Below are 19,805 nucleotides of genomic sequence, written 5' to 3'. Positions count from 1 at the left end.
GGATGCTCCAGGTGCAACTCGTCGATCCGGCGCATGAGCGCCAGATCTGCGGCACTGACCGGGCTCGGCGCATAGTACGCACTGGATCGGCTAATGCCGACCAGCTTGACCTGCCGGGAAACCGGCAAGGGGTGGGCACGATCAATCATTTCTTTGCGCTCAGCAAGCCTGCCTTGCTGAGCGCGCCGGACAAAAAATCATTCTCCAGCGCCAACTGGCCGATCTTTGCGTGAAGCGTCTTCAGATCCACCGGCGGCTCATTGACGGGCACACCCGCCGCGCCGAACACATCGGCCGCTCGTTCTTGCAACTGCCGCTTCCATTCCGTGATCTGGTTCGGATGAACCTCAAACTGCTGCGCCAATTCTGCCAGCGTGCGCTCCCCGCGTACTGCTGCCAGTGCCACCTTCGCCTTGAACGCCGCTGAGTGCGTGCGCCGGGTTCTCTTCGTCATCGTCTGGTTTCCTTTTGTAGGCATTATGCCTATCTCAGAACCCAGCGACTCCACCTAGCCGACTGTCCAGATTTCCGGAGCCACCTCTATGTCCGCGCGCCTCACTGCGGCCTTATTTACGACCGCGAACTCGCTAAAGAACCTGATTGTTTGTATCGCAATGTATCTGCGGGGCGCAGGGACACACAACGTTTCGCCTGAGGTGCCTGCCGGACACAAGCCAGATACGTCGGGGCGGTCTAATTCATTCACGCCAGCCCTGCATCACGGCGCATTCGAATCCAGTCCCAAGCCAGTCCGACTCGATTCAGCTTTAACCACTCAACGCGCAAACCGGTGTTTGCGGAAACCCACTTTCAAGAGGTAGACATCATGAAACTCGTCCAAGCGCTGATCCTTGCCGCTGTTGTTGCCATCCCGGCCGTCTCGTTCGCTCAATCGAACGAAACCCTTACCCGAGCCGATGTGCGTGCCCAACTGGTCCAACTGGAAAAAGCCGGCTATAACCCGGCGAGCGACCAGACGCAATATCCGCAGAACATTCAAGCGGCGCAAGCGCGCGTCAACGCCGCGAACGGCGTGTCAGCAAAATCGCACGGCTCGTCAACCAGCGGCACGGCTGCGGCAGGTTCCCGCGCGACGGAGTCAGATGTGATCGGCTTGAGCTCGATCTACGCACGCCCTTAAAAGATTGCGTCTTTAACGGCGCCGCGTGAACGCGATTTCGCAGTAAAGAAATCAGCAGGGCCTTAGCCATCGGAGTACGAACTCCGATGGCTAAGGCCCTGTTTGTACGTGTGTTGTCTTGTTCAACCGCGGGACATTCTCGATCGCTCGGAAGCGGTCATGCCGTGCGAGCCCTCCTCGTCATGCGTCACATCACGAATTTGTATCTCATCGTATCCAGGCATTTCATCGATACAAAACCGTGGATTTTCCCGGTTTTCCCGACACAAACTCGATACCTGCCGGCGTTCTAATGCATCAACGCCGGATTCACCGGTACTGATCGAACCCTCTCAGGAGAATGATATGAAACGCTCAATGATTATTTTGGCTTTTGTTGCAAGCGCAGTCTCAGGTTTGGCTCATGCAGCCGGCACAGTCAGCTTGGCCATCGATACGGCCAGCGGCGTCCAGACACCGCAATGTTCGCCGGCGCGCAACAGCATTGCTCCCAAGACCCGCGCGGAAGTTCGTCAGGAACTGGTTCAAGCGCAACGCGACGGACAGGCCGCTTACCTTAACCGCACGCTGTATCGCGGAGGCATGTAACCAGGCATTCGTCATCGAGAAAATTCAGTTAGTACACCCTATCTAAAGCTTTGTTCCTACCGGAACTTTCATCATGAACAAACATTTCATCGGCGCGGCACTTAACGCGATCAGCGCGGCGATCGCCGCCCCCGTGTTTGCCAGCAGCGGCTACGACCCGGCGCCTCACTACAACCCGATCTTGGGCGCACCCACGTCGCAACGCGGTCAAAGTGCTCAGACGATCCACGCGGAACTCGCCAGCGCAGAAGCCGACGTGAACACGGCCGCCCAGTCGTTTGGCGGCGTAAGCGAAACCCGTTCGCAATCGGGCGTTCGCAGGCTGACAGACGATACCCGCTCGCCCTATTTGCATCACTGAACGACCTTTCCGAACGCAACGTAAGCAAACAAGGAGTCAACGATGGCACAGCTTGAAAAAGTACTTTATACCGGCAAGACCCACACGACAGGTGGCCGCGACGGCGCGTCCCACAGCGATGACGGTCGTCTGGATATCTCCCTTTCCGCTCCTGGCAGCAAAGGCGGCGGCACGAATCCCGAGCAACTGCTCGCCGCAGGCTGGTCTGCCTGCTTTATCGGTGCAATGGGGCTCGCGGCTGCCAAACTGAAGATTGCTTTACCCGCCGACACGGCAGTCGACGCCGAAGTGGACCTGGGCACGACTGCGGGCGCTTATTTCCTGCAAGCACGCCTGAGTGTTAGCCTTCCCGGCCTGAACCGTGAAGTCGCCCGATCTCTCGCGGACGCTGCGCACCAGACCTGTCCCTATTCCAAGGCTTTAAGCGGCAACATCGACATCGTCATCACGGTTGCCTGAGCCAGACGCGGTGGCTTGCGGTATCGCTTCTGCTGTTGAGGCGGTTCGATGCCGCAAAGCACTTCATGGCACTGCACCAACCGCGTCTCTTGCCGATCGCAAGAACCGGTGAAAATCCACGGGAACGACACTCCCGGAGCCCGCCAAACCACTGAACACATGGCTTTTGCTATATTCCGGGTTTTCTATGGCAACCTTACGTCATGCGAGTCGGCCGTCCCGTTCAAGCCCTGCCTCATCCAAATTGCGACTATTGCGGTGCAAAGGCAACGCTTGTGCGGCCCGGAGAGGCCGCTTACCCGTATCAGGACGGGCACGGCCCGCTGTGGCTGTGCGCGCTGTGTGAGGCTTGGATAGGCATATTTTCACGCAGTACCCGCAACCTTCCTCTCGGCCGGCTCGCGAACGCCGAATTGCGGGAATGGAAAGCAAAACTCCACGCTGCGCTGGAACCCATGGCTGAAACAAAGGCCAGGCGCGACGGCGTAAGCATCTTCGAGGCAAGATCGAAGGGCTATAAGTGGCTGGCCGGGGAACTCAAGATCGAACCGAAAGCTTGCAACATCAATTTGCTGGATCTGGAGCAATGCAAGGCGGCGGTGCATGTAATTGAACAATTCGAACAAAATCGCAGAGCTGCTACCCCTTCAGAATAACCGCGACCTGTACGTTAACCTGAGGACAACTCTCCCCGACGACTCCATGGCCCGTACCCTACCGTTTAACCGCAGCGCACAAGCAACGCGAGTCCGCCTGTCCAAAATGCTGCTTCTCCCGATGCCCAGGATGGAGGCGGACACACTCTCGTTGCATGCTCATTGCGCACTGCAGGCGCTGCGTGACGGTAATGGATGGATGGCGGGGACGCAGTCCCTTGCAGAAATCCTGATCCTGACGGCGTGCGTCGTCGAGGCAGGCTATGGACAAATCTCACGCGAAGCGTGGCTTCAGAGCGAGACAGCGCTCAACGCGGCGTTCGCGCAAGGCCAGGTCACGGGTGTCTGGAAACTGGACGATGCGAGTTGCGAGCAACTTGCCAGCATCGTGTGCGTACACGATGCGCAACTCCACAACGCTCCGCTGGGCGTACTCGCCGCAGCAAGCGAGCGCCTCGAGCGCCTGAAAGCTGGCGAAGCGGACCCCGTGCCGCGATTAAAAAGGGCGTGAACGGGACAGCCGGTGAGTCATTTATCGTGTCTGCAGGAGCGGGTTTTCACTGTGTCAAATCTTCACAACACTGCGTGCGTCCTTCGTGAAATAAAGTGACATCGGTCATATCTAAATGATTAAATTGACCACGCTGATTCCGATGTGACCGGACTTGCACCGCACGCACGAAGTCATGTCGTTGTGGATTGGCGTCTGTGAAGATCGGCCGGAGACGCACCGGTCAAATCTAGCGAGAGCACTATGCCGCCTTGGTTAGCCGTCGCCTTAGGCGCTGGAGTTTTCAGCGCAGTCGTGAACGTGACCTGCAATGCGGTTGCCCGCAAGCGCAACTCGGCACGCAGCGCCACCGAGCGTATTCACGCCGGTCGCCATACTGCATTGACCGCGGCCATCACCCTCGAAGAGTTTGCTCACCGCTGTCAGATGACAATCGATCGAGCGGAACGCAGGGACTTGTCGGAGCAGCGGCACGTACAGTTAGGCGACATAGAAATACCGCCCTTTGCATTTCCCGATGACATTCAATGGCGTGACATCGACGCCGGAAAGGCATCGTATCTTCGGGCCTTCAGCGCCGATCAAACGCATAACGCCGAGCGGATTCAGTCGAACGATCGATGCTCGAATGTTGACGAGTTCGCCGTAACCATTAAAGGACATTGCGCTGAATTCGGGCGACGGGCCTGGCTGATGGCGGTTGACCTACGCGAAGAAAACGAATTGGGCGCGATCAAGGATCACGACTATCTGATCGAATTCGACGCAGCACTCAGCCGATACATCGCCTGGGAGCAGCGCCAAAGAGCCCGCATTGAAAGAGTCCCCACTCCATCACACGTGACTCCAAGTCCACAGCGTTCTGGAAGCAGAACACGGGGACTCGCTGTGGGTGGCCCTGCGTAAGTCTAGGGTCGCCTCTAGTGTCGGCTAGCGGCGCTTACCTCACCCAGCAACTGGGCACCTTACGGTTTTCTTCGACGTTCCTGACGAAAGCAAGCCTTGCACGCACCTGCTAACATGCGGATCGCCAAGGCGAAGATGCGGGCGCGTCAATCCCCTGCACGAAGTCTCTGCTTCAAATCGCTGCTTTAAGACCCCATTACCTACGCCGGCCTTTCATGTCTCTGCTCAACCTGCTCGTCCCATGGGAACCTTCTTTCGGGCTCGTGGCAGTGTTCGTCATTACAGCCTTACTGTATGTGCGAGGATCACGCCTCGTTCGTATCAGCATGGCGCGGCGAATTGCGTTTTGGGTGGGGCTCGCATTCTTCTACATAGCGCTTCACACACGCCTCGACTATTACGCCGAGCATGAATTCTTCGTGCATCGGCTCCAGCATCTGGTGCTGCATCATCTTGCGCCGCTGATCCTGATGGCGTCTTATCCAGGCAGCGTGCTGCGTGCCGGCCTGCCGTTGCGTTGGCGCAGTGCGCTGCGGCGTTGGCAATACCGCAGGCCAGCGCGTGTGCTTGCGGCTGTCGTACTGAATCCAACGTTCATATCGGCGGCGTTTGTCATCTCCGTCGTCTTCTGGCTGATTCCATCTGTACAGTTCGTCGCCATGCTCGACTGGCGCATCTACACGTTCATGAACTGGTCGGTCGCGGTGAGCGGACTGCTGTATTGGTGGATGCTGCTCGATCATCGGCCACATCCGCCGAGCCGTACCCGGCCCGGCTTGCGAGTGCTGTCGCCGGTCATCACCATGACCCCGCAAATTCTTGTCGGCGCGATCATCACCTTCTCGACGCATGACCTCTATCCGATTTTTTCACTTTGCGGCCGCGCGTTCACGTCAGTTCCGGCGACGCTCGACCAGAGTCTGGGCGGACTCATCATGTGGGTACCGGCCGGCGTCCTTGAGGCGATCGGCGCCATGATGGCCTTGCGCCATCTGATGCGTTTATCCGAACTTCCTTCACGCGTGCCACGCAAACAGAGGCCTGCAAAACGGCGAGCAAAACCGGCGCTGGGGAATTGAGAGGTCTGCTGGTCCGGACCTCTCTCGAACGATCTTCACGTCGCCTTCGCGACTATCAGGCTCCCGCGCGCACGCGTTCAACCTCCGTGCTCTTCACATCATCGCGTTGCTTGAAAAGCGTAAAGTCGAAATCGATCAGCACGAACTGAACTCTTCCGCCGCTTCAGCCTTTTCAAGCTCGGGCACAAGCCCGTCGTGAGATAGATTCAGGTTAATGCAGATTATTTCGGATCATTGCTTCAGATCATTAATTCGGATCACTACGCTTCAGCGCTGCAGTCGCTCGACTCGTTCCCGTCCGAGCGTGGTGCCCAAGCTCGGACCTTGTGGCAGATGCGAAGCGCGATTGATGCAACACTCGCCGCGCCCGTCCGTCCACCGGACCGGCAATCTTGACGGCGAAAACATCGGCGCAATGGTTGCTTGCTAAAAGCGATTGCATTGGTGGCGCCATGCAGAGTTTCGTCGGCCATGATCGGCACGCAGGCCAAGTGAGCACACATGGTAGGAACAAACGTTCCGGCAAGTCCAACACCGCTTCCGACTACTTTCATACCTTGCCGGTATGAAGAGATCATTCTTTCAACAGATACATAAAACTAACTCAGCGCCATACCACGTGATTCATTTTGGAGTGCTGCACGCGACTCTCATTCCCAGCTAATTCACCGCGCCTACGATTCGTTCGTCGATGCACAGGTTCAAGTTCGAACCCTCATTCAGATGCGAAAAACGCGTTTGGCACGCATCGGATTGAAGCGGCGATGCGGACCGCCGGCCCGACATGCGTCGCACCACTCAAGGAGCACATCATGTTTGCCGCACTGTCCAAACAACTGGGGTCGTTGTTCTCACCTTCTCACTATGACCAGCGCGAAGAGTATCTGGCATCCTCGTCCGATCTCGAGGATCTCGAACGCCGCATGCGTCATCTCGACCGCGGCGGTTATCCGTTCAGTCTGCATTCGAGCACCGTGCCGCGCGACCGCGAACTGTGAACAATCAACAGACAAGGAGAATCGATATGCGTCACTATCAATGCGACAGCCCTGAAGCCGCAGCGCGCATCGTCGCGGCCTGCTTACTATCGGATGGACACATAGGGAATGAAGAGCTCGACGTGCTCGATCGCCACGGCATCGAACAGCGATTGTCATTGCGCCCGCATCAATTTCTGGCCGTCGTGCAGACGCTGTGCGAAGACCTGACGTCGGCCGCCTACCTGAATTGGGGCGACGCGTGCAGGCTCGACTCCACCGTCGTCACGCAACTCGCGGCCGATGTGCAGGACCCGCAAATGCAGCGCGACATCATCTGGCTCTGCAAGGAAGCCATTCATGCGGACAAGCATATCTCGGAGGGAGAAGCCCGTTTTCTTCGCCAGTTGCGTGCTGCATGGGAATTGCCGGAGCATGTGGATTGGGTGCGCCCACGCGAGGTGATCAGGCTCGCGCGGGTGCATCGCAAGTGAGTTCACGCTACGCGTCACCGGACCTAAATCACCACAGTATCGTTTGCCCTTCCCAGCGCGTGAACGTTCCTGTGGGGCTGTCCGGGCCCAGCATCGCAACGCGCACCGCCTCGCGCGCGCCTTCCTCGACGGTCTCGGTGCCCGAATAACCGTTGAGCGCAGTCTTGGTGTAACCCGGAGAGACGGCATTGACCTTGATCCCTTCCGGCTCGAGTTCGATGGCCATTGCGACCGTCAACGCGTTAAGCGCCGTCTTGGATGCCGGGTAGACGGGGCCGAAAATCCCGCGGTACGGGAAGGCCGGGTCCAGGTTCGTCGTCAACGATCCAACGCCACTCGACACGTTGACGATGCGCGCACCCGGCGTCGCGCGTAAAAGCGGCAGCATGGCCTGGTACACAGCAAGCACACCGAACACATTGGTGTCCCATACCGCGCGCATTTCATCGAGGGCCACGTTGCTTGGGCGCGTCGTCTTTGCGTACTCATCGACCGACTGACCGGGCTGCTTTTTCGTATTCGAAATAGCCGCATTCTGGATGAGGACATCAAGGCGGCCAAACTCGTTTCGGACTCGCTCCGCCGCCGATGCGATCGAAGCCTGATCCGTCACGTCGAGTTGAAGCGCGACGCTGTCCAACCCAATTTCGCTGGCCGCAGTTTCACCGCGTTCGAAGCTGCGCGACCCGACCAGCACAGTCAAGCCGCGTGCAGCGAGTTCCTTCGCTATTTGAAGACCGATTCCTTGATTCGCCCCGGTGACGAGAGCAACGGGTTTGTCGTGCATAACAATCTCCTTTTCGATAGGTGTGGCGTATCTACGCCATGTTCAATCCATGCCGTGCGTTCAGCGAACTTCGGCCGCCCACGCTTTGGCATCGGCGCCGGCCGGGATGCGCATTGGGGACGACGGATCCGTTGCCGCGAGCCACACGGCTTCAGCCACGTCCTGTGCATGGGTGACGGGGCCGGAGGTGTCCTGGAACTGCGCGAAGACAGCCTTGACGGTCTCCGCGTAGGCCTCGTTGTCGAGACCATGCATGTGGGCGTGGGCGTTCTCTGCGAACCGCGTGTCGGGTGCACGGCCCGGCAGCACCAAATGTGCTCGCACGCCAAACTGCTCGAGCTCCATCGCCATCGACTCGGTGAATGCGTTAACTGCAGCCTTGCTCGCCCGATAAGCCGCAATCAAAGGCAACGCCTTCAGCGTGACGCTCGACGTGACATTCACGACAACGCCAGCTTTACGCTGCCGGAACTGGGGCAGCACCGCCTGCGTCAATGCGATCGTGCCAAAGGTATTGGTCTCGAAAATTTCGCGCACCGTTGCAATCGGGACCAGTTCCGCAGGGGACGCCGCGCCGAAGCCGGCGTTGTTGACGAGGACGTCGATCGGACCGGCTGCCTCGACAGCCTGACGGATGCTTTCCGGATTTGTGACGTCGAGCGCCAGGACGCGCAAGCGCTCCGAAGGCGGCAGGATGTCGGCGCGCGGCGTGCGCATTGTGGCGATGACTTGCCAGTCGCGGGTCAGAAAATAGCGGGCAATCTCAAGGCCAAATCCGGAAGAGCAGCCGGTGATCAAAACGGTTTTCATGGGAGTTCCTGTGTGGGGTGGTTTGTGCCTGTCCACACGATAGACCGCCGCGACCGTACTCGCTACAATCGATAATCCGAATTTCATGCGCGAGAGTCCGGCAATGATCGATCCTTTAGCCGAAGTCGTGACGCTGTTGCAGCCGGGCGCCCGGTTTTCCAAACTGGTTCTGGGCGCCAGCCCCTGGCGCGTGACCCGCTCGGATGTCGGTCAATCGCTCTATTACGTGGTTCTCGAGGGCGGGTGCCGCATGACGATCGACGGGCATGAACCTATCGAAATCGTCTCTGGGGATTTCGTGCTGATTCCCGCAGCCTACGACATCACCACGACCAGCCTCGTACCGCCGCCGCCCGGCGTTCAGACGCTTACACCCATCGCCCTTGGCAACAATGAATTCAGAATTGGGACACCGGATGGCCCGGTCGATCTGCGAATGATGGTCGGCCACTGCAGCTTCGGTTCGCCAGATGCAGCCTTGCTGGTCTCGTTGCTGCCGCAATTCGTGCATGTCCGCGGTGAAGAGCGGCTCGCCACGCTCGTCCAGCTTGTACGCGGTGAATCGCGCGCGCAGCGTCCTGCGCGCGAGGTCGTGCTGTCACGGCTGCTGGAAGTGCTGCTCATCGAGGCGCTGCGGTCCACAGCGGAAACAGGCGCGTCGCCTGGCCTGGTTCGCGGGCTGTCCGATCACCGCCTCGCGGCCGCAATCCGCGGGATGCACGAACACCCTACGCGTGCGTGGACGGTGGCTGACCTCGCGAAAGAAGCCGCGCTATCGCGCTCGACCTTCTTTGAACGCTTCAATCACGCGGTCGGCATGGCGCCTATGGAATATTTGCTCACGTGGCGCATGGCGCTCGCCAAGGATCTGCTGCGCCGCAATGAAGGCCGCGTCGCCGACGTTGCGCTGCGAGTTGGCTACAGCTCCGCCAGCACCTTCAGCGTCGCTTTCACGCGGCACGTTGGGCGGCCGCCTTCACAGTACGCGCGCGAGGAGCAGCCGGTTATAGAAGACACGTAAGCAAGGGGCATGGCAATCGAATAGTGCTTATTTATTTTTTGTCGCCATGTTGATTTATCTGGACTCCGGATTATCTCGGCATCGTTGGCATGGCGCAATTCATCCCGATGAAGCTGCTGACGCTTTCCTTGGGCTCACCCTTTTTCATGTTTGCACGCCATGGCCGTGACCCCTGATGCCATGCGCGGACGCGTCTCGGCGGTCAACATGCCGTTCATCGGCGCGTCAGCCGAACTCGGTGCATTCGAGTCGGGCGTCGCCGCTTCATTATTTGGGACGGTTGAAAGCGTTGTCTTAGGTGGCGTTGGAACCCTATGTGTTGCAGCGATATGGACGGCAGCATTTCCCGCGCTCAGGAAGGCAGACCACGTTCATCCAGACTCGCATGCATCCGAAGCACGTTGCGAACCGGCAGCAGACAGTCCGACCTAAGCAGCTCACGCTAACAAATACTGGCGGCCAAACTGGCTAAAGGCATATCGACTTTCACACTTAACCAACAGACCGTCAGATCGCCATATATTAGAATGCGGCAAGGCTCCAACTTTCACGGCCGCTTAGCGATGCGCTTCAAGATTCGATTTAAGGTCCAATACCGTCGCAGTTCCCCCGATTAGATTGCATCGGAATGCCGCATCATGGCGAAACACATTAAAAATCCTGAGGAAGAACCGAATGTCAGTAAACAGTGAGCGACTTCTTTTAGTAGACGACGATCCGATGACGATTCGGATCATGAGTCAAATGCTTGCCGCCTACCCTGATCAACAGTTCGCCACCTCGGGTGAAGCTGCCATTCTGCTTGCAAAGGAATCGCCACCCGACCTCATTCTCCTCGATGCCGATATGCCAGGCATGACTGGATTTGACGTATGCGAAATCATTAAGGCCGACGCAAATCTGGCACACGTCCCGGTCATTTTCGTAACGAGCCATGACGCGCCTGCGCTGGAAGTCGATGCGCTGAGACTGGGTGCGGCCGATTACGTCACGAAGCCGCTTGTCGCCGCGCAACTCAAAGCCCGCGTGCGCGCTCAACTCCGCGTGAGGCAGATCGTGAATGATATCGATCGTGATTGTCAAGCGGGCAAGCTAAGAACATGGGCGGAGACGCCGGCAAGGCCTAACGTGCTGATCATCGAAGATGATCTTGCCACCATCCAGCAAATGCGTCGAACACTGGAAAGTATAGGCGCCTTATATTTTGCGGCCTCTCGCGAAGAAGCATTACAGCAAGCGCGTAGTCATGCGCCGACCCTTATTATTCTCGACAACCATTCCGCGCAGAACAACGGATTCGAGATTTTCGCGGCACTTAAAGCCGAGACCGCGCTCGAACATGTGCCTATCGTTTTTATGGCGCCGGCCGCCGACATCGAGGCTGAACAGCGCGCTCTCGACCTGGGCGCAGCGGATGTCATCGCCAAACCGTTCAAGGGTGTTGTCCTGCAAGCCCGCATTCAAAGCATCATTAATACAGTGCGACACATCGAAGCAGAAATTCACGACATCATTCAATACTGGCAGACAGCAGGCGGAAGGAAACATTCGTTGTAGAAGTAAAAGGCCGGGCCGGAACTGCGTCTTGCAGTCATGTTATTTATCTGTGAGCAGCGCACGCCCGGCTCAGGGTACTGTCAACGTACAGACGCGCGCACGGCCCGTGCGCTTCGCTTCATAGAGCTGTTGATCAGCGGCCTTCAACAATAGCTCAGGCGTGACGGAGGGCGTTGGCACCATGGAAGCAACGCCCAGGGAAATGGTCACGACCTGATCGACCTCGGAGCCAAGATGCTCCACATTCAATTCGCTCACGCGCGCTCGCATTCTTTCCGCAATTGCGCTCGCGCCCGCAAGTTCAGTCTTTGGCAAGAGACAAGCGAACTCTTCACCCCCATATCTGGCCAGCTTGTCATAGGGCCGGCGAAGCGCTTCAAATAGCGTCCTTGCGACAAGTTTCAAGCAATTGTCACCGGCTTGATGACCATAGCGATCGTTATAGAGCTTGAAATAGTCGATATCGATCAAGATGAGCGAGAGGGGTGCGCTTTCTCTAAGACACTGGCGCCAGTCAGTCTGCACATCCTCGTCAAATTTTCGACGATTCGCCACGCCGGTCAATCCGTCAAGCAACGCGCTTGCGCGCAGCAAATCACCTTGCAACTTCAGGGTCAGGTGTGTGCGCACGCGCGCACTCACAATGACCGGGTTGATGGGTTTCGTGATGAAGTCGACCGCACCTAAACCCAAAGCGATGACTTCGTCGGCCTCCTGATTCTGCGAGGTCACGAAGATAATCGGAATGGCGCCGGTCAATGGGTCAGCTTTAAGTCGGCGGCATACCTCGTGACCATCGATGTCATCCATCACCACATCCAGCAGGATGAGATCGGGCAGTTCAGCGCGGCAGATTTGTATGGTTTGCGTTCCGCTCGTTGCCATGAACACGTCGCACTCGTCGCGAAACAGCTCGTACAGAACACGAATGTTCGTGGGCTGATCGTCGGCAATCAGGATCTTGGGACGGCGATTCGTGTGAAGTAACCAGCTTTCCAGAATATGCTCCATTGTCACGATCACTTCAGCATGTCACGTGCGCTAAGCGCCGCGACCGCGAAATTCAATTCCCTCACCTGCGCCAGGAACTGATCGAATCGGACCCGCTGTTCCGGACCCGTGTGAACAACCAATGCCTCGGCAAGCGCCACGGCCTGTAAATTCGACGACTCAAGAAATGCCACTATCTCGTTCAGGCGCTGCTTCCATTCCGCTAGCGGCAATTCGGCCTCGAATGCCGGCGCCTCGATTGTGTCACCTCCAAATTCGCGCGCCAATGCAGCAACGCTGTCCCTCAGCAAACTTCTCAGATCAGCGACGCCTTCCTCAGTGATGACAACGTTCGTTGCCGGCAAATCAGCGTGGCGTAGATCGTATTCAAGCTTGCCGGCCCGCGCCGCAAGAGCGCGGGCCCCCACCGTTCCCGCAGTCCCTTTGATTGCATGCAGCACGGATGCGGCGCCAAGCGGCTCGCCCTTTGCGATTTGCTGGCTAAGCAACGCGAGTTGCTTTTCTGTCTGGGGCCCGAAGTTATCCAGGACGCTGTTGATCAGCGCAATATTGCCACCAAACCGGGCAACAATTGAAGCTTTCAGTTCAACAACAGAGTCGGCAATATCTTCCACTCCGGACGACGCTTGATCAGATTCAAACGCGGAAGCGGACGCGATTTTTGTCCCGTCGATTTGCGCGTGCAGCACTGACACCAGCCGCTCGACATCGATCGGTTTGCCCACGTGATCATTCATGCCGGCATCGAGACACGCTTGCCGATCGGCGCTCGATGCATTGGCCGTCATCGCGATAATGGGTAGCGCGGCGCAGCGAGGATCCTTTCGAATCCGGCGTGTTGCTTCGAACCCGTCGATATCCGGCATCTGGATATCCATCAACACTGCATCGAACGGAATGCCTGCTGTTGTCGCCCTTCTCACGCCTTCGATCCCGCCCTCGGCGAGGTGTACCTGAGCGCCCTCCGCTCTTAGCACGCCCTCGGCAACCTGACGGTTCACGGCGTTATCTTCAACCACGAGCAGATTAAGCCCGGCCAGGCGAGCAGCGGGTTTGAAAACCGGTGCGTGAAGCACAGGCTGCGGCGTATCGGCCGTCCTCAGTGCGCTAAGCACGACGTCGCTCAGTTGCTTTGGCGTAATCGGTTTGGTCAGGAAGCCCGCGAACGGCGCATCGCCGCTATCGTGAGACTCAGCCAGGACTTCGCGGCCGTATGCGGTGACCATGACGACGACGGGAAGTGGCAGGCTGTCTTTCGCGTCGCGAATAAGCTTTGCCGCATTCAACCCATCCAGGTCCGGCATGCGCCAATCCATGAGTACCACGTCATAAGGCGTTCCTTCGCGGACCGACTCGCTGATCTTCCTGACAGCGTCGATACCCCCACAAACAAAGTCCGCCTGCCATCCGAGCGTCGCGACTGTTCGGACCAACAACTCTGCTGCCATCTGATTGTCGTCGGCAACCAGCAAGCGTAGAGGCCGATCGATCACAGGTGAAATAGCGGGAGTGTTCGCGCCATCGACGCCAAGCGTGATGTCGAACCAGAACCGGCTGCCCACGCCTACTTCGCTTTCGACCTGAAGGTCACCGCCCATTAATCCGACTAGTCGCTTGCAAATGACCAGTCCCAGACCCGAGCCGCCGAAACGACGTGTTGTCGATGTCTCGGCCTGAGTAAAGCCCTCGAAAATACGCCCGATCTGCTCACTGCTAATGCCGATGCCGCTATCGGTCACCGCAATCCGTACGCGCGCCGCGGCATCCATGCGTTGCAACAGCTGGACGCTGACGATCACTTGTCCGGTCAACGTGAACTTGAGCGCATTGCCGGCCAGATTGATCAGGACCTGCTGCAACCGCAGGCTATCGCCGATCAAGCCATTGGGAAGCGCCGAGTCCAGGTCAAACAAAACTTCGACATTCCTGTCGCCCTGATTACCGGACAGGACGACGCCCAGGTCCTGCATCAACGGTTCCAGCTCGAACGGATGCACGTCGAGTTGCAGCTTGTCCGCATCGATCTTCGAATAGTCGAGGATGTCGTTGAGCAGGCTAAGCAAGGACTTCGCCGCTGTCTGTGCCTTGCTGACGTAATCGCGTTGACGCAGATTGAGATTGCTTAGCTGTACGAGATGCAGCATGCCCAATACCGCGTTCATCGGAGTGCGGATCTCGTGGCTCATGTTTGCGAGGAACGACGACTTGGCCGCGCTCGCCGCATCAGCCTGCTCCTTGGCCTCACGCAACCGGAGTTCCAGTTGATGCTGGTCGGTAATGTCGCGGTTGATTCCCGTCATGATGGCCGGCAGGCCGTTGGCATACCGTTCGAGCCGGATGCGCGACTGGATATAACGAATCTCCCCGCCTGGCAGCACGATTCGAAAGAGCGGGAGCTCGCCGCCGTGTCCATCGATCGCCGCGTTGAGCGACTTCATGGTGGCGTCGATATCCTCAGGATGCACGCGCGTGCGCCAGTGATCGAAATTCAAACCGTGGCCAAGCAACGCCTTCGGTTGCTCGTAGATTTCAAACATGCGCGCGTTCCAGTGGAGCGCGTTGTCCGCCAGGTTCCAAGACCAGATGCCAAGCTCCGCAGCTTGGGCGGCCAGCAACAATTGATCCCGCGCGGCGGCCAGCGCCTCGCGTTGTCCGTGCTGTTCAGTGAGATCGGTAATGACGCAGACGAAACACACTTCGCCCGCGACAACCATCGGGGCCGTGGAAACGTGCGCCGGAAAAACGGAGCCGTCCTGTCGCAGTCCCGCTAATTCGCGTCCGCTGCCGGCGCCGGTCCTGCCTTGTTGTGCAAACAGTGCGACGTATTCGTTATAGGCATCGACGAAGTTATCGGGAACGAGCGTCCTGATGTTCTGCCCGACCAGTTCATACGACACGTAGCCGAAGGTCTTTTCACCCGCTGGATTTAACGAGCGCACAACACCCGTGCCGTCGATAGTGATGATCGGGTTAATGGCTGTATCGAGAATGGCACGCGTCATATCGAGGCTTGCCGCCAGCCGTTCTTCCGCTGCGGTCCTTAGCGCGATGAGGCGGATGAGACGCCAGCCAAACAGCGCCAGCGCGATAACCAGCGCGCCTACACCCGCCGAATGCCAAAGCGTGTCGGACCACCAGCCCGCCAATATTTCCTGCTGCGACAACGCGGCAGCAACGAAGAGCGGATAGTCCTGCAAGCTTCGAAAGCTATTGAGGCGTACGACGCCGTCTTGTGATGACTTCGTTAAGAAGGTGCCTGATCTGGCCTGTTCGTGAGCGCGAAAAAGAACCGTCTCCGACACATCGGCGCCCTGAAAGCGGGTCTCGAACGGTCTGCGCACGACCATGCGCCCGTTGCCGAGTATCAGCGCCGCGGCCCCGCCATGCCCAATATCCAGGCTGCTATAAAACCGCAAGAAGAAATCGATGTCGATAGTTGCCACCACGACGCCGGCGAAATTACCATTCGCATCAGCAATTCGCCGCGACACGGGCACGACCCACTTTCCGGTTGCACGGCTGAGCAGCGGCATACCCACGCGAGCGCCGCGATCCGGGTTGCTCCGATGAAAGATAAAGTAATCCCTGTCAGCGTTGTTATAGCTGCGCAATTTCCCGGAATCCGCGCTCGCGATCAACTGACCGGTCCGATCAAAAACAAACAAGCCGTTGAGTTGCGGCAACTCGGTCAATCGGGACAAAAATACGTGGCGGAGCCGTTCCAGGGAAGCCGGGCTGGTGCCGTCGTGTTCTACACGCTCGGTGATACCCATGATCGCTATGTCGGACTCTTTGATCGTGTCGTTCGCGTGCTGCGCCATCGCGCGGGCGAGATTCGTCGTGGCCGATGTCATTTCCTTCACCTGCACATGACGGGCAGCCGCGCTGCGCCAGAGATCCGTGCCTACGAGCAACACACAGACCACGACGATAAATGCAGTCATCCGGAATGCGAGCGAATGCTGTTTTGCCACTGGTCGACCTCAAAGGATGCAAGCTGATTTAGGACTGGTATAGGACTTTACGGCAACAGCGGATGGCACTTGAGGAAATAGCCGGATCTTTTGCGATTATCAGGGCGCTAGCATAGGTTTGAATAGCGGCCCGCCGGGCAAATATGCTCCGCGGACGTGGACCCGGACCGGTCGATAATTCCGCTTGCGTTCGACACTTCAACTTAGGCCGAAACTTTTTCAACTGCTAATCAACCATACTTTGGCATGCCGTCCAGCAACGTCTGTTGAACGCGTTTTACATGACGAGGAACCGCTATGAAAGAGACTTTGTTTCAAACCATCGAACCCAAGATCCTGTATTTCGGCACCCCGGTGGCGCTAGTCAGCTCGGTCAATGAAGATGGGACGACCAACATTGCGCCTATATCGTCTTTCTGGGCACTTGGCTGGACCATGATGCTGGGACTGCTCGATGAAACCAAGACAGCAGACAATCTGGCTCGCCATGCCGAGTGCGTGGTCAACGTGCCTTCCCCGCACCTGTGGCAGCAGGTCGAGAAGCTCGCGCCGCTCACGGGCAAGGATCCTGTACCGGAACTCAAGGCGAAACAGTTCACCTTCGAGAAGGACAAGTTTGAAGCGGGTGACTTTACGTCGCTACCGGGTGAGCTTGTCAAGCCGGCCCGCGTCGCTGAATGTCCCATGCAACTCGAAGCGCGCGTCCGTCATGTTCATCGCATGGGTGGTGAGAAACTCGAGGCACTCGGTGGTGGTGTTGCGGTGGAAGTGGAGATTGTCCGGCTGCATGCTGACGAGACCTTCGTGAAGGAAGGCAAATATATCGATGCGGAAAAGTGGTCGCCGCTGATCTACAACTTCTGTCACTACTTCCGGCTAGCAGGAGAGGAACTAGGTAAAACGTTCCGGGCTTAGTCCAGTTGCGGTCCTCCATTGTCACGGAGCCCGCATGATGGATCACACTTCATATCCGGCTAGCGGACTCAGATGTCCGAATTGATCGGAATCCAGAACCATTTATCTTCATTGCGCTGAACCCTATTATTCCGATGCCGCTGGGCAAGATTGATCCGCTCAGCCTTACATTGGAGAATTCTCTTGAACAGCATCGCGACGCGAGCTACGGGCTCCGGAAAAATAAGGGTGGGCGTCATCGGCCTCGGCCATTGGTCGGAATATGGGCACCTCCCCTCACTCAAACTACTGCCGGACTATGAACTGACCGCGGTGTACAGCCGCAGCCTGGAAAAGGCAGCGGCGCTGGTCGAGCGCCATGGATTCAAGTACGCCGCAACCTCGCTGCAGGAGCTGGTCTCGCATCCGGAAGTCGATCTCGTACTCGTTCTGACGCCCGCGTTCCAGCACGAAGAAGGTATTCGCGCCGCCATCAAGGCAGGTAAAGACGTCTATTGCGAATGGCCGCTGACGCCAAGCACGGCGTTGTCCAACGAGCTGCTCGCGTTGGCTGATAAGGCGGGCGTGCGCACCCTCGTCGGTCTGCAACGGCGCCTCAATCCCGGCTACCGTCATGTGCGCGATTTGCTGGAGCAAGGCGAGATCGGCGAAATACGGTCGGTGCGGCTGCATGTGAGCGTCGAGTACTTCCAGCGCGAACGGCCTGCGTCGCTTTACTACACGATTCCCGAAGAGAATTTCTCCAGCCTTTTGTCGATCTATGGCGGCCATTTCCTGGACGCCTTGTTCACGACAATGGTCGGCTATCCGCAGAGCCTGTCGGCGCTGACGGTCAATCAGTTCAAGGAAGTCACGCTGGTGGAAACCGGGGAAACGCTGCCCCACACCAGCGCGGACCAGGTCGTGCTGGCTGGGACCTTCGCCAATGGCGCAGTGCTGACGGTCCATCTCGAGGCAGGGAAACGAAACAACTTCGGCATCCAGATTGATATCACCGGCAGCAAGGGTGACTTGAAGATCTCGAACACCACCAGTTTCGGCGATACCTTCAACCGCATCGAAATTGCACGGGGTGACGCGCAACCGTTCACTGACGTGACTATTCCGGCGGAATATGAATGGGTGCCTCAGGGGAAACTCGGGGCGAGCGTGGTTGAATTGGCGAACCTGTATGCCGCCCATGCACGCGACGTAAAGACCGGTTCGACGCTTGCGCCCACTTTTGGAGACGCGATCCGCATGCATGAACTGATTGAGCAGATCGTGGAATCGAATGATTCCGGCAAGCGGGTTCAGCTCTCTTTCAGCACGCCGAGTTAATCCTCAAGGCTAGCCAAAGCATCAGGCATCGACGGCGAAGCGCAGAGCCTCGCCGTCGACATTCGTTTTGCAGAAGCAGAAGCGCATTGCGCAGCTCAAAAAAAATCCGCTCGCGTTGACTCCAAATTGGCAGGTCAACGCGAGCGGACATGTTGCGGCCAGATTTGTCCTGGCCGCATGAATCAACCTCCGAACATCGCCTTCACTTGTGTATTAAAGCCATTGACGAAGTCGTGCTCGCCCGGCCCTACGTTTGCGCGCATCGGTTTGGCGGCTTCGACCAGGATCTCGTTTGCATCCGTGCCCAGGACCTTGATCGTTTCGTCGATGAATTGATCGAGCGGCATCGCCATTTCGGCTTCTTCGCTGTTCATTAGTTCAGTACGTACCCAAGGTGGCGCGATCTCCAGCACGCGAACCGTCGTTTCCTGCAGCATGAAACGTTGGGACAGCGCGTAGGAGTGCAACGCGGCCTTGGTCGACGAATAGACTGCAGTCATCGCCATTGGCACGAAGGCCAGGACGGAACTCGTGTACGCCACGACGGCGTCGTTCCGGGTCTTTAGATGGTCGATCAACGCGGACGTCATGCGGATCGGGCCAATCAGGTTAGTGGTCACGTGGGAGATCATCAACGCGTCGTCGATCTTCCCGTTCACTGCATCGGGTTGCATGACACCCGCGTTATTGATCAGCACATTGAGCTCGGGATGACCGGCGATCAGCTTGGCTGCCACGCGTTCAATACTCGCGGGATCGGAGATGTCGAGTTCGACCGCTTCCATCCCCTGGTTGGCCGCGATGACTGCGTCGAGATGACTGCGCCGCCGGCCCGCAATGATGACCTTGTTGCCCAGTTTATGGAGCGCCTCGGCGAGGCCTCGGCCAATGCCCGAACCGCCGCCGGTGATGAAGATAGTGTTACCTGTGAGTTTCATGGAAAACGTCCTGGATTGGATGAGTGATGAAGAGTCGAGGCGTTAAACCGTTGATCGAACTTGAGGCAGGCCGCTTACCGGTTTGCCTTGGATCGCTTCGGTTCGTGAAGCTAAAGATAGGCCTCCACCGCCCGCTGCGGTAGCCCTTGATTCCCGCTATGTTTTATGTAACAAATGCATCAATCCGCATCGATTTGGCCCGGTACCATTCGTTGCCTCAAGCCGATTAGACGCGGACCGGAATGCCTGCGTCATTCTTATGATTAATGTGAGGCGTACATGGAGCGAGCCGTTTTTTTC

At 57.8% G+C, this 19,805-nt stretch carries 19 protein-coding genes and 3 pseudogenes; 15 read left to right on the top strand and 7 right to left on the bottom strand.

The genetic code is table 11. From position 1 onward, the window contains the following. Positions 1-454: pseudogene (locus tag ACMX25_RS20085) on the bottom strand (transposase); the annotation flags it as partial. A gap of 372 nt (positions 455-826) precedes the next feature. Between ACMX25_RS20085 and ACMX25_RS20080 the strand changes: the two are divergent. The 8 genes from ACMX25_RS20080 to ACMX25_RS20045 all read left to right on the top strand — a co-directional run bounded on the left by ACMX25_RS20080 (position 827) and on the right by ACMX25_RS20045 (position 5,701). Next, on the top strand, positions 827-1,141 hold the full coding sequence (locus ACMX25_RS20080) for a DUF4148 domain-containing protein (RefSeq protein WP_414951819.1): 315 nt from the start codon (positions 827-829) through the stop codon (positions 1,139-1,141). Positions 1,142-1,486: 345 nt separating this feature from the next. Continuing rightward, a complete protein-coding gene (locus ACMX25_RS20075; RefSeq protein ID WP_414951818.1) occupies positions 1,487-1,729 on the top strand; it encodes a DUF4148 domain-containing protein in 243 nt (80 codons plus the stop codon). A gap of 73 nt (positions 1,730-1,802) precedes the next feature. Further along, positions 1,803-2,090: a hypothetical protein gene (locus tag ACMX25_RS20070; RefSeq protein ID WP_414951817.1), complete on the top strand. Its 288-nt coding sequence runs from the start codon at positions 1,803-1,805 to the stop codon at positions 2,088-2,090. A 42-nt stretch (positions 2,091-2,132) separates the two neighbouring features. Continuing rightward, positions 2,133-2,549, top strand: a complete 417-nt coding sequence (locus tag ACMX25_RS20065; RefSeq protein ID WP_414951816.1) for an organic hydroperoxide resistance protein — start codon at positions 2,133-2,135, stop codon at positions 2,547-2,549. A gap of 203 nt (positions 2,550-2,752) precedes the next feature. Further along, positions 2,753-3,205 carry a zinc-finger-containing protein gene (locus ACMX25_RS20060; RefSeq protein WP_414951815.1) on the top strand — a complete coding sequence of 151 codons (453 nt, stop codon included), beginning with the start codon at positions 2,753-2,755 and terminating at the stop codon, positions 3,203-3,205. A 46-nt stretch (positions 3,206-3,251) separates the two neighbouring features. Further along, entirely contained in the window at positions 3,252-3,716 is a 465-nt protein-coding gene (locus ACMX25_RS20055; RefSeq protein WP_414951814.1) for a hypothetical protein, read from the top strand. Positions 3,717-4,010: 294 nt separating this feature from the next. Next, a complete protein-coding gene (locus ACMX25_RS20050) occupies positions 4,011-4,622 on the top strand; it encodes a hypothetical protein (RefSeq protein WP_414951813.1) in 612 nt (203 codons plus the stop codon). A 215-nt stretch (positions 4,623-4,837) separates the two neighbouring features. After that, a complete protein-coding gene (locus ACMX25_RS20045; protein WP_414951812.1) occupies positions 4,838-5,701 on the top strand; it encodes a cytochrome c oxidase assembly protein in 864 nt (287 codons plus the stop codon). A 341-nt stretch (positions 5,702-6,042) separates the two neighbouring features. Here ACMX25_RS20045 and ACMX25_RS20040 read toward each other — a convergent pair. Continuing rightward, positions 6,043-6,192: pseudogene (locus ACMX25_RS20040) on the bottom strand (muconate cycloisomerase); the annotation flags it as partial. Between the two features lie 321 nt (positions 6,193-6,513). Between ACMX25_RS20040 and ACMX25_RS20035 the strand changes: the two are divergent. Together ACMX25_RS20035 and ACMX25_RS20030 are read left to right on the top strand one after the other, a co-directional pair. After that, the gene (locus tag ACMX25_RS20035; RefSeq protein ID WP_414951811.1) at positions 6,514-6,699 is read left to right on the top strand and encodes a DUF3563 family protein; all 186 of its coding nucleotides are present in this window, start codon (positions 6,514-6,516) and stop codon (positions 6,697-6,699) included. A gap of 26 nt (positions 6,700-6,725) precedes the next feature. Continuing rightward, positions 6,726-7,172, top strand: coding sequence for a tellurite resistance TerB family protein (locus ACMX25_RS20030; RefSeq protein WP_414951810.1), 447 nt, complete (start codon positions 6,726-6,728; stop codon positions 7,170-7,172). A 28-nt stretch (positions 7,173-7,200) separates the two neighbouring features. Here the strand turns inward: ACMX25_RS20030 and ACMX25_RS20025 are convergent, their stop codons facing one another. Both ACMX25_RS20025 and ACMX25_RS20020 read right to left on the bottom strand, forming a co-directional pair. Next, positions 7,201-7,959 carry an SDR family oxidoreductase gene (locus ACMX25_RS20025; RefSeq protein WP_414951809.1) on the bottom strand — a complete coding sequence of 253 codons (759 nt, stop codon included), beginning with the start codon at positions 7,957-7,959 and terminating at the stop codon, positions 7,201-7,203. 60 nt (positions 7,960-8,019) lie between these two features. Further along, the gene (locus ACMX25_RS20020) at positions 8,020-8,769 is read right to left on the bottom strand and encodes an SDR family oxidoreductase (RefSeq protein ID WP_414951808.1); all 750 of its coding nucleotides are present in this window, start codon (positions 8,767-8,769) and stop codon (positions 8,020-8,022) included. A 103-nt stretch (positions 8,770-8,872) separates the two neighbouring features. Between ACMX25_RS20020 and ACMX25_RS20015 the strand changes: the two genes are divergently transcribed. The 3 genes and pseudogenes from ACMX25_RS20015 to ACMX25_RS20005 all read left to right on the top strand — a co-directional run bounded on the left by ACMX25_RS20015 (position 8,873) and on the right by ACMX25_RS20005 (position 11,347). Further along, entirely contained in the window at positions 8,873-9,790 is a 918-nt protein-coding gene (locus ACMX25_RS20015; RefSeq protein ID WP_414951807.1) for an AraC family transcriptional regulator, read from the top strand. A 168-nt stretch (positions 9,791-9,958) separates the two neighbouring features. Beyond that, positions 9,959-10,222, top strand: a pseudogene (locus tag ACMX25_RS20010) (hypothetical protein); the annotation flags it as partial. A gap of 243 nt (positions 10,223-10,465) precedes the next feature. After that, positions 10,466-11,347 carry a response regulator gene (locus ACMX25_RS20005; protein ID WP_414951806.1) on the top strand — a complete coding sequence of 294 codons (882 nt, stop codon included), beginning with the start codon at positions 10,466-10,468 and terminating at the stop codon, positions 11,345-11,347. A gap of 69 nt (positions 11,348-11,416) precedes the next feature. Here the strand turns inward: ACMX25_RS20005 and ACMX25_RS20000 are convergent, their stop codons facing one another. Both ACMX25_RS20000 and ACMX25_RS19995 read right to left on the bottom strand, forming a co-directional pair. Beyond that, positions 11,417-12,358, bottom strand: a complete 942-nt coding sequence (locus ACMX25_RS20000; RefSeq protein WP_414951826.1) for a diguanylate cyclase domain-containing protein — start codon at positions 12,356-12,358, stop codon at positions 11,417-11,419. An 8-nt stretch (positions 12,359-12,366) separates the two neighbouring features. Beyond that, positions 12,367-16,302, bottom strand: a complete 3,936-nt coding sequence (locus tag ACMX25_RS19995) for a response regulator (protein ID WP_414951805.1) — start codon at positions 16,300-16,302, stop codon at positions 12,367-12,369. Positions 16,303-16,629: 327 nt separating this feature from the next. On the opposite strand from ACMX25_RS19995, the gene ACMX25_RS19990 reads away from it, so the two are divergent. Together ACMX25_RS19990 and ACMX25_RS19985 are read left to right on the top strand one after the other, a co-directional pair. Then, positions 16,630-17,247, top strand: a complete 618-nt coding sequence (locus ACMX25_RS19990) for a flavin reductase family protein (RefSeq protein WP_414951804.1) — start codon at positions 16,630-16,632, stop codon at positions 17,245-17,247. A gap of 183 nt (positions 17,248-17,430) precedes the next feature. After that, on the top strand, positions 17,431-18,567 hold the full coding sequence (locus ACMX25_RS19985) for a Gfo/Idh/MocA family protein (protein WP_414951803.1): 1,137 nt from the start codon (positions 17,431-17,433) through the stop codon (positions 18,565-18,567). Between the two features lie 182 nt (positions 18,568-18,749). Here ACMX25_RS19985 and ACMX25_RS19980 read toward each other — a convergent pair whose 3' ends face one another. Further along, positions 18,750-19,505, bottom strand: coding sequence for an SDR family oxidoreductase (locus ACMX25_RS19980; protein ID WP_414951802.1), 756 nt, complete (start codon positions 19,503-19,505; stop codon positions 18,750-18,752). Positions 19,506-19,805: the final 300 nt, after the last annotated feature.

It is taken from the genome of Caballeronia eucalypticola, assembly GCF_047608185.1.
Taxonomy (GTDB): domain Bacteria; phylum Pseudomonadota; class Gammaproteobacteria; order Burkholderiales; family Burkholderiaceae; genus Caballeronia.
The sequence above is the reverse complement of the archived record's forward strand: the minus strand, read 5'-3'. Positions and strand labels throughout refer to the sequence as shown.

What these genes read in the sequence shown, in the direction of transcription:
- ACMX25_RS20080 (WP_414951819.1), top strand. Translation starts at nt 827, where the DNA reads ATGAAACTCGTCCAAGCGCTGATCCTTGCCGCTGTTGTTGCCATCCCG.
- ACMX25_RS20075 (WP_414951818.1), top strand. Translation starts at nt 1,487, where the DNA reads ATGAAACGCTCAATGATTATTTTGGCTTTTGTTGCAAGCGCAGTCTCA.
- ACMX25_RS20070 (WP_414951817.1), top strand. Translation starts at nt 1,803, where the DNA reads ATGAACAAACATTTCATCGGCGCGGCACTTAACGCGATCAGCGCGGCG.
- ACMX25_RS20065 (WP_414951816.1), top strand. Translation starts at nt 2,133, where the DNA reads ATGGCACAGCTTGAAAAAGTACTTTATACCGGCAAGACCCACACGACA.
- ACMX25_RS20060 (WP_414951815.1), top strand. Translation starts at nt 2,753, where the DNA reads ATGCGAGTCGGCCGTCCCGTTCAAGCCCTGCCTCATCCAAATTGCGAC.
- ACMX25_RS20055 (WP_414951814.1), top strand. Translation starts at nt 3,252, where the DNA reads ATGGCCCGTACCCTACCGTTTAACCGCAGCGCACAAGCAACGCGAGTC.
- ACMX25_RS20045 (WP_414951812.1), top strand. Translation starts at nt 4,838, where the DNA reads ATGTCTCTGCTCAACCTGCTCGTCCCATGGGAACCTTCTTTCGGGCTC.
- ACMX25_RS20035 (WP_414951811.1), top strand. Translation starts at nt 6,514, where the DNA reads ATGTTTGCCGCACTGTCCAAACAACTGGGGTCGTTGTTCTCACCTTCT.
- ACMX25_RS20030 (WP_414951810.1), top strand. Translation starts at nt 6,726, where the DNA reads ATGCGTCACTATCAATGCGACAGCCCTGAAGCCGCAGCGCGCATCGTC.
- ACMX25_RS20025 (WP_414951809.1), bottom strand. Translation starts at nt 7,959, where the DNA reads ATGCACGACAAACCCGTTGCTCTCGTCACCGGGGCGAATCAAGGAATC.
- ACMX25_RS20020 (WP_414951808.1), bottom strand. Translation starts at nt 8,769, where the DNA reads ATGAAAACCGTTTTGATCACCGGCTGCTCTTCCGGATTTGGCCTTGAG.
- ACMX25_RS20015 (WP_414951807.1), top strand. Translation starts at nt 8,873, where the DNA reads ATGATCGATCCTTTAGCCGAAGTCGTGACGCTGTTGCAGCCGGGCGCC.
- ACMX25_RS20005 (WP_414951806.1), top strand. Translation starts at nt 10,466, where the DNA reads ATGTCAGTAAACAGTGAGCGACTTCTTTTAGTAGACGACGATCCGATG.
- ACMX25_RS20000 (WP_414951826.1), bottom strand. Translation starts at nt 12,358, where the DNA reads ATGGAGCATATTCTGGAAAGCTGGTTACTTCACACGAATCGCCGTCCC.
- ACMX25_RS19995 (WP_414951805.1), bottom strand. Translation starts at nt 16,302, where the DNA reads ATGACTGCATTTATCGTCGTGGTCTGTGTGTTGCTCGTAGGCACGGAT.
- ACMX25_RS19990 (WP_414951804.1), top strand. Translation starts at nt 16,630, where the DNA reads ATGAAAGAGACTTTGTTTCAAACCATCGAACCCAAGATCCTGTATTTC.
- ACMX25_RS19980 (WP_414951802.1), bottom strand. Translation starts at nt 19,505, where the DNA reads ATGAAACTCACAGGTAACACTATCTTCATCACCGGCGGCGGTTCGGGC.